Below are 16,922 nucleotides of genomic sequence, written 5' to 3' on the forward strand. Positions count from 1 at the left end.
AACGATCAGGAGAGAAGAATATGAAAATTTCCGATGAACAGGTATGGAATACCTGCGGTTACGTTCGCCTTTCCCGCGAGGACGGCGACAAGGAGGAAAGCAACAGCGTTACGGGTCAGAAGGATTTGATCCGTGACTATATGGCGCGCCACCCGGAGCTGCGGGAGTGCGGCATGAAAGTGGATGACGGCTACACTGGTTCCAATTTTGACCGTCCGGCCTTTCGTGAGATGATGGCCGAGGTCAAGGCTGGCAAGATCAACTGCATCGTGGTCAAGGATTTGTCCCGCTTCGGCAGGGACCACTTGGGCGTGGGGGAGTATCTGGAACAGTTATTTCCCTTCCTTGGTGTGCGTTTTATCGCAATCAACGACAACTATGACAGTCTGCACAGCAACGTGGAATCTGATGAGCTGGTCATCCCGTTCAAAAACCTCATAAACGAGGCATATTGCCGGGATACCTCGGTGAAAACACGGAGCCAGCTTGAAATCAAACGCCAGCGCGGAGATTTCATCGGCTCTTTTGCTGTTTTTGGCTACCGGAAGGACCCGGAGAACCGCCACCGCCTGCTGGTAGATGAATACGCCGCCGGTGTGGTACGGGATATGTTCAAGTGGAAGCTGGAAGGAATCAGCGCGGGCGATATTGCCGACCGCCTTACAGCGGCGGGCATCCCCACGCCTATGGACTACAAGCGGTCCCAGGGGATGCGCTACTCTACGTCCTTCCGGCTGAAAGAGGAATCCGTGTGGGATGCCGGGATGGTGCTGCGGATTCTGAAAAATCCGGTCTACATCGGCGTGTTGGAGCAGGGGCGCGTGACCACCCCCAGCTATCGGGTGAAGCGGCTGGTGGTGAAGCCCCGCGAAGAATGGGCGGTGGTGGAGAACTGCCATGAGCCGGTCATTGACCGCTATGACTTTGAAAGCGTTCAGAAGGTGCTTGCCCTGGATACGCGCACCAGCGTCAGCGGCAAGGCGGTGGAGCTGTTCTCCGGCATGGTCTACTGCGGCGAGTGCGGCGGGGCCATGATACGAAAAACCGTCCCCACCGCCAAGAAGAAGTATGTGTACTATGTGTGCGCCGCGCACAAGAACGAAAAGCGCTGCTTCTCCCACTCCATGCGGGTGGAAACGCTGGATGAGATCGTGCTGGACGCATTGAGAAGATACATCCAGGATGTGATCGACCTCTCTGACCTGCTGGAACTGACCGACACGGCCCAGCTTCAGCAAGCGGGTATGCGAAAGCTGCAAGGCCGTTTGGAGAAGAAACGGGAAGAAATCGACCGCAATCAGGCCCTTTTGCGCTCCCTTTATGAAAGCCTCGCTGACGGCGTGATCAACCGGGACGAATACCAGGATTTGAAAAAGACCTACTCCCGCCGCCGTGCCGAGGCGGAGGAACAGGCCGAGGCCATCCAAGAGGAAATGAGCCGGGAAATGGGCAATTTTTCGGAGGGCCGGGGCTGGATGGAGCAGTTCCGCAAGCACCAGAACATTGACGCTCTGGACCGTACCATCATTGTATCGCTGATTGAGCGTATCCTGATTTTCCGTGACCGCCGTGTGGAGATCGTCTACCGCTGGCACGATGAATTTCACTGGCAGATGGATTTGCTGCGGCAGGCCCAGGGAACCCTTCCCGGAAGGGAGGCGGTCTGAAATGGCGCGGACGAAACGCAAGGTCAATCCCGTCCTGCCGGTAGCTGTCCAAGCGGAACAGCCCCGCCGGATTTATCAGGTGGGCGGCTATGCCCGCTTGTCGGTAGAGGACAGCGGAAAGCCCGGAGCGGACACGATCAGCACACAGCGGGAATTGATTCAAAGCTACATTGACGGCCAGCCGGATATGCGGCTCTATGACCTTTACTGCGACAACGGACGGACGGGAACGAACTTTGACCGCCCGGAGTTTGAACGGATGATGGAGGATGTTCGCTCTGGCAAGGTAGACTGCATTGTGGTGAAGGATTTATCCCGGTTTGGCCGCAACTACCGGGAAACCGGCAACTATCTGGAACGGATTTTCCCGCTCTTGGACGTGCGGTTTATCGCCGTCAACGACAATTTTGACACGCTGACCGCCGAGCGGACCCAGGACGGCTACATAGTGCCGCTGAAAAACATCATGAACGCCGTTTACAGCAAGGACATATCCAGGAAGATTCTTCCGGCCATTTCGACCAAGCAACAGAAAGGAGAGTTCATCGGTTCATGGGCGGCATACGGCTACCAGAAGTGTGCCGGTAATGCCCACCGGATTGAGCTGGACCCAGAGACTGCGCCGGTGGTGCGTGAGATATTCTCCCTGCGTCTGACGGGGATGAGCTATCAGCGGATTGCCCGGACATTGAATGAGCAGGAAGTCCCTTCCCCCGGACGGTATCTCTGCTTGAAGGGGGCGGCAAAGTGCGAATCCTATGCCAATTCCCGGTGGACCATAGCCTCCGTAAAAAAAGTCCTGACCGCCGAGGTCTACTTGGGTCACATGGTCCAGGGACGCAAGCGGTCCGGCTTCTCCGAGGGGAAAAAGCCCTACTATGTGCCGGAATCCGAGTGGGTGATCGTCCGCGACACCCATGAGCCGCTGGTGGATGAAGAAACCTTCCGTGCGGTTCAGAAAATGGCCGTAGAGGCCAGCAGCGCCTATAAGGAGCGGCTTGGATGTCATGACGCCTTGGGGACGATCCCCAATATCCTGCGGGGCCTGATCTTCTGTGCTGACTGTGGCCGTCCATTGGTGCGCTACAAATGTGTTACGAACAAGGGAACAAACCTTTACTACGTTTACATCTGTCAAAGCCACTCTAATGATTTGGCCTCCTGCCCCAAGAAGTATTTCCATGAGACGAAGCTGATTGAAATTCTTTGGGATACCTTGCGGCGTGAGATCGCGCTGGCTGAAAATCTGGACAAGTTGGTACGCCAGTACAGTAAATCCGCAAAGGCGGTCAGCCGGGAGGCGGAGGCCAAGAGGGAGATCGCCGCCGCAAAACAGGCTTTCAGCCGTGCGGAAATGCTCTATGATAGCTTGTACCAGAATTACGCCGACAAGCTGATGACCGAGCAGGAATACACGGAAATGAAGCGGCAGTACCGCTCTGATATGGAACAGGCGCAGGCCCGGTTGGATGAGTTGGAACAGCGGCAGAGGGACGAGCGGCAGCGGACCACGGAAAACCCCTGGCTTACCGCCTGCGGTCAATTCAAGGAAGAAACCGCGCTGACGGAGGCCATGGCTCACGCTCTGATTGACCGGGTGGAGATTGATGGGGCGAACCGAGTTTCCATCACTCTGCGCTACCGGGACGAATACAACGCCCTGCTCCAGATGCTGGCGGCAGAGGGAGAGGCGGTGTCCGCATGAGCGTTATCACCGCAAAATATATCCGCTTGTCCTCGGATGATGACAGTTCAAATTTGTATACAGGTGAAAAACTATATCCGACACCAGGAAGGGGTGTCGTTTTTTGCTATTGAATCGCTCCAACGAATTTGTAATAGATAGTGATGGTCTTTTCCTTGCCGATGCGGTTGCGGCCCATCCCCGGCGTTTCGTAAATCGTGATGCGGTCAATCAACTCGTTCAGCATGAACCTGTCCAGTTCCTCAAAGCTGGTGTACTTCTGAATGAGCTTGGCAAAGCGGTCAATATCAGCTTTCGTGTCCCGCACCTTCTCCAACGCTTTCTCCATATCAGCAATGGACAATCTAAGCCCAGCCCGCTCCGCATCATAATCCGCAATAAACATGGAAAAGATATGGTCCGGCAATTTGCCGTTCATATTGTCCTCGTAGGTCCGTTTCAGCTTCACATCCAGATCGGCCAGCCGCTTCTTTGCGGATGCAAGGTCACGATTCATCTTCGCCGCCTGCTTCTGCTCGTCCGCGCATTTCAGTTCCATCAGCTTTTGCGCCGCACGCTCACTGTCCTCGCTGAACAACTTCGCGTTGCGGCGAATGTCCTCCTGGATAACCTGATAGAACGTGTCGTAATTGATGTAGTGGCTGGAGCAAGCCAGCTTTCCAATGGAGTGGTGCTTTCCGCAAATAAAGTAGGTGTACTTTCCGTTGGAGGTGGTATGCTGCCGCATGGCCGTCCCGCAGCCCTCGCAGTAAAACAGACCGGAGAACAGGCGGGGTTCATCAAGGGGCTTGATAACCTTTTTCCGTGCCTGCATTTTCTTCTGCGCCTCATCAAACAGTTCCCGCGAAATGATTGGCTCGTGCATATCGGGAACAACGATCCAGTCCTCTTTGGGGATCGGCTCCCGCTTCTTGCTCCGGTAAGACGGTGTGTATTGCCGCCCCTGCACCATGCACCCCACATACATCTCATTCTTCAAAATGGAGCGAAGATACGTCTGGCCCCAAAACCGCTTCCGCACAAATTCACCGTCCCTGGCGGGGTCGTGCTTGCGGAACCGGGCGTACTCGGCAGGAGACAGGATGCCCTCCTCATTCAGCACCGTGCAGATGCTCCGGGACCCCATCCCCGCCGCGCTCATCTCAAAGATACGCCGGACGATGGGCGCAGTTTCCTCATTGATAATCAGCTTGTGTTTATCATCAGGATGCCGCAGGTAGCCGTAAGGGTCCAACGCCCCCAGGTACTCGCCGCGCCGCGCCTTGGCATGGAGCGTGGACTTAATTTTGGTGGAAATATCTTTGGCGTACATATCGTTCAGGATGTGCTTGAAAGGGGTAATGTCCATGCTGCTGGTCTGGTTCAGCGTGTCCACTCCATCATTCAGGGCGATGTAGCGAACGTGGCGCTCCGGGAAATAAATTTCCGTGTACTGACCGCAGAGGATATAGTTGCGGCCCAGGCGAGACAGGTCCTTGGTAATGACCAGATTGATGCGGCCCTTCTCAATGTCCGCAATCATCCGCTGAAACCCAGGACGGTCGAAATTCGTACCGGAAAAACCATCGTCAATATAGGTGTCCACAACTTCCCAGCCCTGTTTTGCTACATATTCGGCCAACAAAGCCCTCTGATTTCCAATACTCATGGATTCGTGATCGGCCCCATCCTCGGAAGATAATCTACAATAGATGGCGGCACGATAGTTCTGTTGTTCTCTCATTGAAACTGCCTCCTTATCAGCCAGAGAAACAACAGGGTTTATGTACGACTGTCAGGAACAGTGTAACACATTAAAGTGCGAAAGTCAAGCTGCGCCGCCTGTTGCTTCAAAAATTTCAGCGGGACCTATCCCGCCGTTTTCTCAAAAAGAATCTTCTTGACCGCCGCCTCATGGATGACTTCGCTGGCGGTTTTAGTGCCGGTGAACACACTGACCACATGAATAATGTCTCGTCCAATTTTCAGACGGTAGCCTTGCTCTGCATGGTTGTCCACCACCGTTTTTTGCTCGTTCCACATATCGGGCATATGTTGACCTCCTTGTAAAAGCAACCGCCGCAGACTTTTTTGTCTGCGGCGGCATGTAATATCAGCCCTTGAAGCGGTAGGGGAGCTTGCGGCCCCCGCGCTGCTGGCTGTTGTACTTGTCCCAAATGACACGGGCGAAGCGGAGCGCGGCTTTATTGGTGGAGAAATCCATCTTGCCCCGCCGGATGATCTCATCCGCGTCTGCCAGGGACAGCCGCTTGATAAAAGCGGCGTCGTCCAGCTCCGCTTCATAGGTTTTGAGAAACAAGGCCATGCCGGAGAGCATGGAGGCTTTGAGAGAACCGGGCGCTCCGCGCCACGTCTGAGCGATCAGCTCCAGCATCCGGGAGAAGCCAGCACCGCCCAACAGATGGTAGGCGCTGATAACGGCGCGGGTGGACATGATCTCAAAGGGTTCGCCGGTGGGCTTGTCCAGCGCCCACACAAAGCCCGCGTCCTCAATCCGCCGCTTCACATCCACGATTTCCGCGTTGCTGCCGGATTCCAGCAGGGCCTTGGTCGCGCTGGAAAGCCGCAGGTGTCCCTTGGCCTGATCCAGCTTGTAGTACAATTCCGCCTCCTGCTCATAGGTCAGGCCGTAGTAGACATGGCAGAGCATATCCACGTCCTTCCCGCTGTTTTTCTTCCTGCCGCCGCAGACGCGGTGCTGCCCGTCCACCAGATTATAGCGGCCATCCCGGTAGCTGACCACCAACGGGGTCAGCAGGCAGGGGTCCCAATGCCGCACCAGTCTATCCACCACGCGGTCAAGCACGGGCCGCTGGTAGGGCTGACCAGAGTACAGGTCTGCGGTGGAGAGAATCTTTTCCTCCCACTGTACGCCGTCCATCATGCCGCCGAATGTAGTCTGCCGGGGATTTTCCTGCTTCTGCCGTTCCGGGGCAGAAGGGGTTTTCTTATGTCGCTTCATTTTGTGCCATCCTTTCAATTTTTTGATACATTTCATCTAAAGTCTCATGAACAAACCGCACCTTCTGACGAATCTGCTCCAGATGCTCCCGCGTCAGGACCGGCAAAACCGCGTCATATTCCTGGCCAGTGTAGTTTTCCATGCTCTGGCAGAACCGTTGCAGAAAATACGAGAATGTTACGAGAAAGCTGTCCGGGGTGCAGCGGCGGTCCTTGTCCGGGTTCTTCAAGTCAGCGGCCAGCTCTTGAATGGAAGGGCAGCGGCCCTCCGGGGCAGAAGCCGGTTCGGGGGACTCTGGCGGCGGCGCTGGCAGGTTCGGTTCCGGCGGCATCTTCTGGTGCTGTTCCTCTGCGCCCCCCGGCTCTGCCGGGGAAGGGTGGTATTCGTCCACTGAGCGAATCGTGCCCGCCGCCAGTTGGCTGGCTGCTTCTTCCTGCTGTTCCGGGGTAAGACGGGAGAGTTTCAGCATATCTTTTTTCTTGACCTTTTCGTTTGCGCTTTGAATAGTTTGTTTTGCTTTTGGCGTTAAATCCCTTGCAAGTTGAAGATTTTCTTCAATAGTTCGCTTTGAAATGCCTGTTTTTTCCGAAGTATCCCTCACGAATGATTTTGACGTGAGCGCGCTTGGCGCGCTCACGTTATTCCCAACTGCGAAATTCATTCCATTTGCCTGGGAAATGCCGACTTTCGTTTCTGGATTTAGAGCTTCATAGATTTCCTTTCGCTTGTTTAGCAGTTCGCCTTGGGCAATGCAGTCAGGCCCTCGACGAACCAGATTTTCATCAATTTCTGCCAATTGTGCCAGCAGGCCGTCCAAATTCTTGACCGTACACTCGATCTCCAGCCATCCCAGCCGCTTTGCCGCCTCCAGCCGGTGCAGTCCGGCAATCAAGGCATAGTCCTGGTCGATGGTAATGGGATTCAGCAGCCCTACCTTTGAAATGCTGTCTGCCAGTTCATACACCGCCCCCGGGTCCACCTCACGCCGTCCATCTTTGACTTTGATTTGAAATATTGAAATTTTCATATTCTCACCTCCCCGACCCATGGCCGTGTTATCGTTCATCCTGCCAAATGGAACACCTGGGGCCGCAGTATACCTATGGCTCCGGGTCTTGCATCCGGCCAATGGGCGGGATGCCCCGCGCCGGTCCTGGCTGTGTCCTCGTTCTGTGAGGAATCGTGACCGGTGCGGGTTCCCTTGTGAGCCCTTCCTGAAAAATGTGTGCCGTATTATCAGGCGGCATGACCGCCTTGCTGCTCACCCCCGGCACGGGAGTATGTAAGTCCGCCATGGCGCGGCGGCGCGATGCCAGCAGACGGTGGCGGCAGGTGACTAAGCTGCCCAGGCCGTTCCCCCAGCATCTCCCTTTTACCCTGCGATACGGGTGTTTGCGGTGCATCCCGCGTCTGCGGCGTTGCCAACGCCGGACAGCCGCCCAGGTGTCGCTCGTACCTTTGATGAGATCGTTTTGACGGGCAGGGAACGAGGGTCCACCCCCTTTCGTTCGTCCCCGACCCGCAGGTAGTCTTGGCGATTGTGCGGCTAATGCAGGATGCAGCACTTACATACTGATTATGAACGGGAGCTTGTCCCGCTGTTTGTCAAGGTGCTGCCAGTGGGTTAATGGGCTGCGAGTTGAAGAATGATATTATCCATCATTTTGAGTTTTTCGCCCGTGAGCTGCGCCCTCAAATCCATAAGCAGCGCAGCTTCTTCCTCCCCCAGCAGTTTACGGCGGACAGGGTAGCCATCCGCCAACTTAACGCCACCGTTGCGGCCACGGGTGATCTCAATAGGGTAGATGCACATGAGCGCGATAATGTCCGTGCGAATGGTTTCCACGGAAACACTGAGTTCCTGCGCCAGATAATGGTATGTAATCCGCTTTGCAACGGATAGCATTTCCACGATCATCAGGCGGCGTTCGTATACGCCCATGTACTCACCCCCTTCCTCTCCGGCCCTATAAACAATCCTAACAGGAATACACCAAGGCTCACTTGGTGATTTAGAAAAAAGTTTTGAAAAATTTTTGGACGTGTAATTTCCGCCATTTTCTTACCTCCGAAAATCTGAATGTTCTTAGGGTCCAGCTTCAGATTTCCGGGGCGGGGCGCGGGCGGCATACCATTTCCCGACCGGAAGAAAAAGATTTTTGCTTTTTTCTCCAAAATCAAACGAGGAAACGGATAGGCCGTAAAAACTGCCGCCTTTTTTCGATAGGCTTCTACAAAATTCCCTATCGTTTGACAGGGGATTTTGTAGAAAACTGTCGAGGAAAAAAAGGACCGCAGACAACAAGACCGTTGTCTGCGGTTTTTTGAACATATAGAGAGCAGGCGGGCGTTGCCGCCGCCGCTTTGCGGCCTTAATCCGCATAATTTGATCTGTTTATAGCGTGTCCTCCCGCCAGAAGGGGCAAAAAAGAAAAGGCGGCAAGGGATTTCTGCTCCCTTGCCGCCTTTCGCAGCTTGATACACTGGATTCAAACAGTAGAAAAATGTGGGTAGTATTAAGATTTCTTCGCGGGGTCACTTATTTTTCAGGTAGCTTCCTCCAGATGTTCGATAAAGTTTTTCAACATCTGCGCCACCTGCGCCCGTGTGGCCTGCCCCTGGGGACCTAACCGCCCGTCGCCGTAGCCGTTCAAAATGCCGTTCTCCACAGCCCAGCGCAGGGCCTCCATGGCATAGCCGCTGATCTCGCTCTCGTCGCTGAAATGCAGCTCCTTATTCGTGGCTGCGGGGCTTCCAGCGTACCGCCAGAGCATGACCGCCAGCTGCTCACGGGTGATGGGGTCGTCGGGTCCGAACATTCCGTTGCCATAGCCGCCAATGATTCCCATGCTGGTGGCCCACCGGATAGCCCCAGCGTACCACGCGCCCTCCGGCACATCGCCGTATTGCAGCAAATAATCGACAAGCGGCCTGCCCTCTTTGTTAAAGAGGATTTGGGCGAATTGGGCGCGGGAGAGGTGGTTATCCGGCCCGAACTGGCCGTTGCCATAGCCGCCCATCAGCCCATGCCGCAGAACGTAGTCCACCGCCTCGTGATACCACGTCCCCACGCTCCCCAGGTCGGTGAAGCTGCGGGAGGGGCAGCTTGCGCCGCCGTCACAGGGCTTTTGCGTATCGTCCGGCAAAGGCACGAAAGTAGCTTTTACCGTTACGGCCCTGCTGGGCATGGTAAAGGTGTACTTCCCGCTGCCCTGGGCCGTCAGCTTGATTTTATTTCCCAGGCTGTCAGAGACGGTCAAGGTATCCAGCACATAGCCGCTGTCCGGGGCAGCCGTCAGGGTGACGGTACTGCCGCCGCTGGCATTGACACGGTTGGAGGACACTTTGCCATGCTCCGCTTTCTCCACGGTGACAGCGTAGGCGCTGGAACTCCAGCCACCGCCGCCATGATTGCCGCCGGTGGAAGGATCAGGCGTGGTCGCGGGGGCCGTCCAGCCTACGGAGATCGGGGACAGGCCGGTCACGACAACTTGTATTCCCTGGGCCGAGTTTTTCACCTTGTCCGGGGTAAATACCTCCGTAGCACCGGGGGTCTTGCCAAAATCAGAGGTAGTGAACATATGCACTACGGTAAAGCGGTAGCTACTGTTGGTGCCGCTGGGATAGGGCAGGGTGACAGTCAGGCCCCCGGTCGGAAAATTGTCTTTCGTGGCCGGGGTCCAGGTCACGCCTCCGTCTGTGCTGACCATCAGCGTTACATTATAGACGGCGGTATTGGCCTGGGGGATGCCGGATGTGGCCTGGGTGATCTCTGTCCTCATAGCCGTCTCCAGCCTTTCGGGAGTGTTCAGCGTTTCAATGTCCTTCAATCCGGCAGGAACCTGGGAAATGCCGGTTTCCATGACCAGCTCAAATTTCGTGCCGCCATCGTCGGCGGGCGGGTCCGGCAGGATGATTACTTCCTTTGTCTCCACGGTGCAGACTGCGTTTGCCGGATGATAACTGTTGTTCCCCGCATAGGAGGCCGTAAAGGTGTAGGTCGCGGTGCTGTTGGGCAGGGTGGCGGTCCAGGTGTTGCCTGTTCCCTTCGCTACGGTGATGCCGCCAGAGCAGGTCACGGTGGCCGAACCGCCAGAGGGCAGGCCGGTCAGGGTCAGCACCACCGTACCGCCGCCAAGCAGAGTGTCAGAGGATGGGGAGAGTTTCAACGTGGGACTGATTTTATCCACGCTGACGGTGCAATTCGCTGTCGTACCGTTGTGGTTCCCATCCCCAGTGTAAGTGGCGGTGAAGGTGTAGGACGCGCCGCCAGCGGGCAGCTCCGCCGTCCAGGTATTGCCGCTCCCCTTCGTCACGGCAATGCTGGCTTCGGAACAGGTCATACCGGCTGAACCGCCAGAGGGGAGGCCGGTCAAGGTCAGCGTCACCGTGCCGCCGTTGGGCAGAGTGACAGGGGACGGCGTGAGGGTCAGGCTGGGCGTAGCCTTGCGGATGGTCACGGTGACGGTACCGGAAGCAGTGCCATATTCTCCGGTATCCGTCGGGGTGAACACAACGCTCTTGACCCCGCTGTCGGCCACGTTAGTGAGGGCCTGCCCTCCGGCAAAGCTCCAGCTCCCCGCAATGGTCCGTCCGTCCAGCGTGGCAGTGCCGGTGATCTGGCTGCTGCTCACCGAACTGCCGGTGTAGGTCACGGAAATGGGATTGACGGTCAGGGTGGGGATTCGCACATTCGTCACGGTGACGGTGATCGTCAGATTAAATGCGTTGTAATTGGTGGATTTGATCACGGGAATGGTAATCGTGCCGGTTTTTCCTACCCCTGCGTTGTCCGCCAGCTTATAGGTCAGTATGGTGCCGCTCACGGTGGGAGTGCCCTCAAAGATGCTGTTGGTATCCGTAGTGGTAATTGTCCCCAGCACATAGCCCTCCGGCAGCAGATTCTTGAGATCATAGGTCTTTTCTCTGCCGTACTTGCCGGATGTACTGCCAGCTTTCTCACCGGTGTAATTCACCTTGGAAATAGTCACATCCACCTTCACGGGGGCGGTGCCGTTGTAGTTGTCCGTATCTGCGATCTTGTACCAAACTGTGTAGCTGCCTGCGTTGGTGCCGGTGGGGATGGTCGTGGAGTAAGTTCCCGTTTCTGCCAGGGAATACACCACTTCGCCAACACTGGCGGTTCCCGCCGTGACAAGCGCCTGGGCCGCTCCTGTGTAGGTTAGCCCGGTCTTGCCAGCTGGAGCAGTCGCAATAGAAGCGTTGGCCTTTTCAATACCGGCAGTCGTACTTGCAGGGAAATTGATCTGGTACTTGTCAGCGTTGGCACCGCTGATACTGGCCCCGGAGCTGTCCACTGTGACCGTCTTGCCCGCTCCAGCGTTGGCATTGGCAAAAGCTCCCGTCACGCCGGAGATTGTAATGCTGTCGCCAGCCAAAAGCCCCGTTGTCACTTCTGCGGTCACGGTGGCGCTGGTGCTGCCATCGTAGGTTTTATTGGCGGCGGTCACAACGGCGGTGACAGGTTTTTTCGCCGCCTCAAAGGTCAATGCGGCCTCGGCATCCTCATAATTGCCGCCGCCAGCCTTGACCGCCTTGACCGTGACGCTGCCCACGCCGGTGATCGTAATCTCGCCGGTACTGCTCACAGTGGCGGGGCCGGTGACGCTCCACGTTACCGCGCCCTCGCCGGAGCCGCCGCCGGTGGTCAGTTGAAACGTATCGCCGTAGGCGGTGGTTCCCGGCTTGCCGGTGATGCTCAACGTGTCTTGCAGTTTCTTGGTGATCGTGAAGTTTTGGGTAGTCTCGGCGATCTCATAATTGCCGCCAGGAGCGTCCGTGACCGTCACGGTGCCAATACCAACGTGGATATTTTCGCCGTAGGAAAGCGTGTATTCGGTGGAAGCAATCTCTTTATCCCCATCCAGCGCCTTGACTGCATCCCCGCTAGGCTGGATGGCGGAGCCGGTGTACTCGTAGCTGTCCGGCGTGATGGTGACGGTAGGCGTGACCGCCTTGCGGCTGATGACCACGGTTTTGGTGGCAACAGCCGTCTCAGTATTGTCTGTTGCCGGAATCGTAGCCGTGAGGGTGTAGGTCCCGGCGTTGAGGGGCGCAGCATCCCAGGTGAACCGTACATCGTCAAAGGCCGCGCCGGTAATGGTGAGATCACCTGCTGCCGGAGTGCCAACCTCCTGGCCGTCGTAGGCTTTGTCAGGGTTGTAGCCGCTGTTGAACGCGATTGCTGGCTGGGACTTGGTAATGGTCCCCGCCACGGAGGCAGTGGAGGAGGCAAGCCGGTAATTGCCTGCGTCCGCCCCAGTCAGGGTGATTCCGCTGGCGGTGATCGTATTCGCCTCATTCACATTGGCGCTGTTATAGGAAATATTCGCCGCCTTAGCGGTTACGCTCTCTCCGCTGACAACATCGGTCAGCGTGAGGGATAATCCCGCCGGAGGCTCCGTGGTGCCGTCGTAAGTTTTGCTGGTCGTTCCGGTAAGCGCGGCGGTGATTTCCTTTGGCGCGATTTCAAAGGTCGTTTCCGCCGTACCCGAACAGGAACCCGTTCCCGTGAGGGTAACGGTGGCCGTACCGGCGTTGGTGTTGTTCGAGTACGATACGGTGTAGTCCGTGCCCTGGGTCAGCGTTTTGCCGTACAGGGTCACGGTGACGGCGGGCGTTTGCGCCTGTCCGTTGTATGTAAGCCCATCGTTGGAGACTGTGACTGCGGCGTCCGCTAAGTCAAGGCCCCACAGGGCGGTCAGCTTTGTCACTGTGGACGGGACATTATCGCCCGCGCTGTATAACACGCCATTATCGCCCTTCCACCCGCTGAGCGCAGGCTTCCCGTCCGGGACAGTCAAGCCCTCGCCGCTGGGGGCTTTGAAGTTCTCCCCGGACTTCACCACGATGTCGCAGGGGCCGCTCCTCCCCCAGGTCCCCCCAATTCGGCCGCCGTTCAGATCCAGCGTGACAACGCGCAGCCCGGAGCCCAGTGTTCCAGGGGCCGGGAGCTCAAGGACGGGCCGGTATCCTGACTGTGCGCTCCCCCCAGTTGCTTGGGAACTGACCATACGGCGGGCCGAGTTTGAGCCATACCCTCCCCGTTTTACACGAGACGACGTACTAGTGCTATCCTGTCCCCAGGAGCCTATCCAATCCCAGTTCTTGATGTGCTCGTCTGACTTATTCAGAATCATGTCCCACTCGTTGCTTTGTGGAGTTCCACGCACATTCTTGCCGGAACCAGTACTGTCACTCCCCCCCGACGGTGCGCGCATAGTATAGCTCACGCCGCCGCTGGTGTACGGTGTACCGAAAATCAAGCTTTTGTTGTTCAACTCAGTCCAGGGTACGGTATGGGTCACATTGTAGTCCGCGATAAACAGACTGTGGCCGTATCGGTTAGTGTCGGCATATTCTTGAGTGGTCGCTTGTGCGCTTGCCAGCTTATAGGCGTTGACCACTCCCGCGTAGGTAAAGGGTACCCAATGGAGAGTGGTGTCCGGCATGGCACTGTTTACCGTTCCAGGAATCTCCGCCCCGGACAGGTCGAACCAGTAGATGCCGCCAGGGGCGAGGGCAGGGAACTGTATCAAAGCAAGCGAGGCCGCGTCACTTGCGAGACTTCCATATCTGTTGGCAACAACGCACCGATACCAGCCGTCCATGTTCACGGTTGCCGCAGCTATGGTATAACTGCTTTCTGTCGCGCCGGAAATATCTTCCCAAGGGCCGTCAGCGCCGCCCCGGCTTATTTGCCATTGATAGGTAAACGGGATCGTATCCCTGGCGGTCATGGTAAAGGTCGCCGCTTCCCCTGCGCGAACAGTTATACTCTGGGGCTGTTCCGTAATCGTGGGCAGCGCTGTCCAGCAAGCGGTCAGGGCTGTTACTGTGGACGGAATATCCTCGCCCGCCTGGTATAGCGTACCGTTACCGTCTTCCCAGCCAGCGAATCCCTTCCCCTCCGGGGCGGTCAGGCCCTCGCCGCTGGGGGCCGCAAAAGCCTGGCCGGACTTCACCACGATGCGGACGGGGCCGCTCTGCGCCACGTTGGACGTTCCGGCTTTGCCGCCGTTCAAATCCAGCGTGACAACTTTCAAGCTGTCAGAGGCCAGTTGGTCAGGGGCCGGGAGTTCAAGGACGGGGCGAAAACCGACGTTCACGAACCGATTCGTAGCAGTGTAGTAGCTCCAGTTGCGGGCCGAGTGAGACCCCCGAACCGCACGAGTCGATGTGCTAGATGAGTTGGTATCCTGCCCCCAGGAATATTCCCCACTCCAGTTTTTGATATACTCGTCTGACTTATTCAAAATCTTATCCCACTCATTGCTTTGCGGAATACCGCGCTCGCGATCACCGGAACCAGTAGAATCGCTTCCCGCCGAGGGCGCACGCATGGCGTAGTCCACGCCGCTGCTGGCGTAGGCTGTGCCGAAAATCATGCCTTTATTGTTCAGATCGTCCCAGGATACGGAATGGATTACGTTGTAGTCCGCGATAAACAGGCTGTGGTCGTATCGGGAAGTGTCGGCATATTCCTGGGTGGTCGCTTGTTCGCTTGTCAGCTTATAGGCGTTAATCGCTCCCGTATAGGTAAAGGGCGCCCAATGGAGGGTTGTGTCTGGCATGTCACTGTTTACCGTTCCGGGAATCTCCGCCCCGGACAGGTCGAACCAATAGGTTTCACCGGGGGTGAGGGCAGGGAACATATCCAAAATAAGCGAGGCCGCGTCGCTTGTGAGACTTCCATATCTGTTGGAAACAACGCACCGATAGTTCCAGCCCTCCATGCTCGTGGCTGCCGCAGTTATGGTATAACTGCTTTCTGTCGCGCCGGGAATATCTTCCCAAGAGCCGTAAGCGCCGCCCTGTCTTACTTGCCATTGATAGGTGAGTGGGCCTGCGTCGCTGACGGCTATGGTAAAGGTCGCCGCTTCCCCTGCGCGAACAGTTATACTCTGGGGCTGCTCCGTAATCGTGGGCAGCGCTGCCCAGCAAGCGGTCAGGGCTGTTACTGTGGACGGAATATCCTCGCCCGCCTGGTATAGCGTACCGTCACCGTCTTTCCAGGCATCAAACCCCTTCCCCTCCGGGGCGGTCAGGCCCTCGCCGCTGGGGGCTTTGAAGCTCTCCCCGGACTTCACCACAATGTAGACGGGGCCGCTCTGCGCCGCGTTGGACGTTCCGGCTTTGCCGCCGTTCAAATCCAGCGTGACAACGTTTAGACCGTCAGAGCCCAGGGCGTCAGGGTCCAGAATTTCAAGGACGGGGCGAAAACCGACATAAGCAATCCGATACGTCGCATTGTAGTGGCCGAAGCTGCGGGCCGAACGATACCCCCGCGCCGCACGATTCGATGAATTATCAGCATATGTGTCCTGCCCCCATGAGAGCATATTACGCCAGTTATTGATATATCCAGCATTTTTATTCAAGATCTCGTCCCACTCGTTGCTTTCCGGAATGCCGCGCTCAGAATTACCGGAACCAGTAAAACCGCTTCCCGCCGAGGGCGCACGCATGGTGTAGTCCACGCCGCCGCTGGCGTAGGCTGTGCCGAAAATCATGTTTTTATTGTTCAACTCGTTCCAGGTTACGGAATGGGTTACATTGTAGTCCGCAATGAAAAGGTTGTGGGGGTATGGAGATACTGAATCGTCCGTGCTGACACCCTCAACAGTACGGCTATAAGCATTGACTGCCCCCGCATAGGTAAAGGGCACCCAATGGAGGGTGGCGTCCGGCACGGCACTGTTTACCGTTCCGGGAATCTCCGCCCCGGACAGGTCGAACCAGTAGGTTTCACCGGGGGTGAGGGCGGAAATCCGTTCCGTTACAAAAACCGCTCTGATGGTCACGTTTTCAGCGGGCATGGTGAAGCGGTTGTCAACGATTGTCGCGTCGCCGGATATAACCGCCCATCCCTCGAACCAGTAGCCGTTGTCCGCCTCGGCGGTCAGTATAATTTCTGTTCCCGGAATCGCAGAGTTCAAGGAAGCGGAAGCTGTGCCGTTTCCGCTGGTTTGCACGGTTACGTTACGTGGGGGCAGAGACTTCCACTGCGCGGTCAACTCTGTCACCCCGGCGGGAACTGTGTCTCCCGGCTCATAGACATTTCCAGAACTGTCTGTCCAATTAGGAAAAGATTCCTTCCATTGAGCGGTCAGGCCCTCGCTGCTGGGGGCGGTGAAGCTCTCGCCGGACTTGACCACGATATTGACGGACGCCGTGTCGGACGTTCCGGCTTTGCCGCCGTTCAAATCCAACGTGACAACTTGCAGGCCAGAGGTCAGAGCGTCAGGGGCCGGGAGTTCAAGGACGGGGCGAAAACCGACGCGCACGTCCCGAGTCGTAGCAGAGCTGTTGCTCCAGAAGCGGGCCGAGAGAGACCCCCGAATCGCACGACTCGATGTGTAAAATGAACTGGTATCCTGCCCCCAGGAATATGCCCCACTCCAGTTTTTAATATACTCGTCTGACTTATTCAAAATCGTATCCCACTCGTTGCTTTCCGGAATGCCGCGCTTAGAATTACCGGAACCAGTAAAACCGCTTCCCGCCGAGGGCGCACGCATGGTGTAGTCCACGCCGCCGCTGGCGTAGGCTGTGCCGAAAATCATGT

Annotated in this window: 9 protein-coding genes; 2 read left to right on the forward strand and 7 right to left on the reverse strand. The window is 56.8% G+C overall.

Features of this window, described 5'->3' with window-relative positions:
• Positions 1-20 precede the first annotated feature (20 nt).
• Entirely contained in the window at positions 21-1,667 is a 1,647-nt protein-coding gene (locus C816_RS21130; protein WP_016324455.1) for a recombinase family protein, read from the forward strand.
• 1 nt (position 1,668) lies between these two features.
• The gene (locus C816_RS21135) at positions 1,669-3,372 is read left to right on the forward strand and encodes a recombinase family protein (RefSeq protein WP_016324456.1); all 1,704 of its coding nucleotides are present in this window, start codon (positions 1,669-1,671) and stop codon (positions 3,370-3,372) included.
• A gap of 106 nt (positions 3,373-3,478) precedes the next feature.
• Here the strand turns inward: C816_RS21135 and C816_RS21140 are convergent, their stop codons facing one another.
• The 7 genes from C816_RS21140 to C816_RS21170 form a co-directional block, all read right to left on the reverse strand.
• Positions 3,479-5,095 carry a recombinase family protein gene (locus tag C816_RS21140; RefSeq protein ID WP_016324457.1) on the reverse strand — a complete coding sequence of 539 codons (1,617 nt, stop codon included), beginning with the start codon at positions 5,093-5,095 and terminating at the stop codon, positions 3,479-3,481.
• Positions 5,096-5,220: 125 nt separating this feature from the next.
• Entirely contained in the window at positions 5,221-5,403 is a 183-nt protein-coding gene (locus tag C816_RS21145) for a hypothetical protein (protein WP_016324458.1), read from the reverse strand.
• A gap of 61 nt (positions 5,404-5,464) precedes the next feature.
• The gene (locus C816_RS21150) at positions 5,465-6,334 is read right to left on the reverse strand and encodes a DUF6551 family protein (protein ID WP_016324459.1); all 870 of its coding nucleotides are present in this window, start codon (positions 6,332-6,334) and stop codon (positions 5,465-5,467) included.
• A complete protein-coding gene (locus C816_RS21155; RefSeq protein WP_016324460.1) occupies positions 6,321-7,361 on the reverse strand; it encodes a ParB N-terminal domain-containing protein in 1,041 nt (346 codons plus the stop codon). Before C816_RS21155 ends, C816_RS21150 begins: the two co-directional genes overlap by 14 nt.
• A gap of 597 nt (positions 7,362-7,958) precedes the next feature.
• The gene (locus C816_RS21160; protein WP_016324461.1) at positions 7,959-8,276 is read right to left on the reverse strand and encodes an HTH domain-containing protein; all 318 of its coding nucleotides are present in this window, start codon (positions 8,274-8,276) and stop codon (positions 7,959-7,961) included.
• On the reverse strand, positions 8,252-8,827 hold the full coding sequence (locus tag C816_RS24090) for a hypothetical protein (protein ID WP_207636972.1): 576 nt from the start codon (positions 8,825-8,827) through the stop codon (positions 8,252-8,254). The genes C816_RS21160 and C816_RS24090 overlap by 25 nt, the downstream gene beginning before the upstream one ends.
• Positions 8,828-8,880: 53 nt before the next feature.
• A complete protein-coding gene (locus C816_RS21170; RefSeq protein WP_016324462.1) occupies positions 8,881-16,920 on the reverse strand; it encodes an S-layer homology domain-containing protein in 8,040 nt (2,679 codons plus the stop codon).
• Positions 16,921-16,922: the final 2 nt, after the last annotated feature.

This window comes from Oscillibacter sp. 1-3 (assembly GCF_000403435.2).
GTDB lineage: Bacteria > Bacillota > Clostridia > Oscillospirales > Oscillospiraceae > Oscillibacter.

What these genes read in the sequence shown, in the direction of transcription:
- C816_RS21130 (WP_016324455.1), top strand. Translation starts at nt 21, where the DNA reads ATGAAAATTTCCGATGAACAGGTATGGAATACCTGCGGTTACGTTCGC.
- C816_RS21135 (WP_016324456.1), top strand. Translation starts at nt 1,669, where the DNA reads ATGGCGCGGACGAAACGCAAGGTCAATCCCGTCCTGCCGGTAGCTGTC.
- C816_RS21140 (WP_016324457.1), bottom strand. Translation starts at nt 5,095, where the DNA reads ATGAGAGAACAACAGAACTATCGTGCCGCCATCTATTGTAGATTATCT.
- C816_RS21145 (WP_016324458.1), bottom strand. Translation starts at nt 5,403, where the DNA reads ATGCCCGATATGTGGAACGAGCAAAAAACGGTGGTGGACAACCATGCA.
- C816_RS21150 (WP_016324459.1), bottom strand. Translation starts at nt 6,334, where the DNA reads ATGAAGCGACATAAGAAAACCCCTTCTGCCCCGGAACGGCAGAAGCAG.
- C816_RS21155 (WP_016324460.1), bottom strand. Translation starts at nt 7,361, where the DNA reads ATGAAAATTTCAATATTTCAAATCAAAGTCAAAGATGGACGGCGTGAG.
- C816_RS21160 (WP_016324461.1), bottom strand. Translation starts at nt 8,276, where the DNA reads ATGGGCGTATACGAACGCCGCCTGATGATCGTGGAAATGCTATCCGTT.
- C816_RS21170 (WP_016324462.1), bottom strand. Translation starts at nt 16,920, where the DNA reads ATGATTTTCGGCACAGCCTACGCCAGCGGCGGCGTGGACTACACCATG.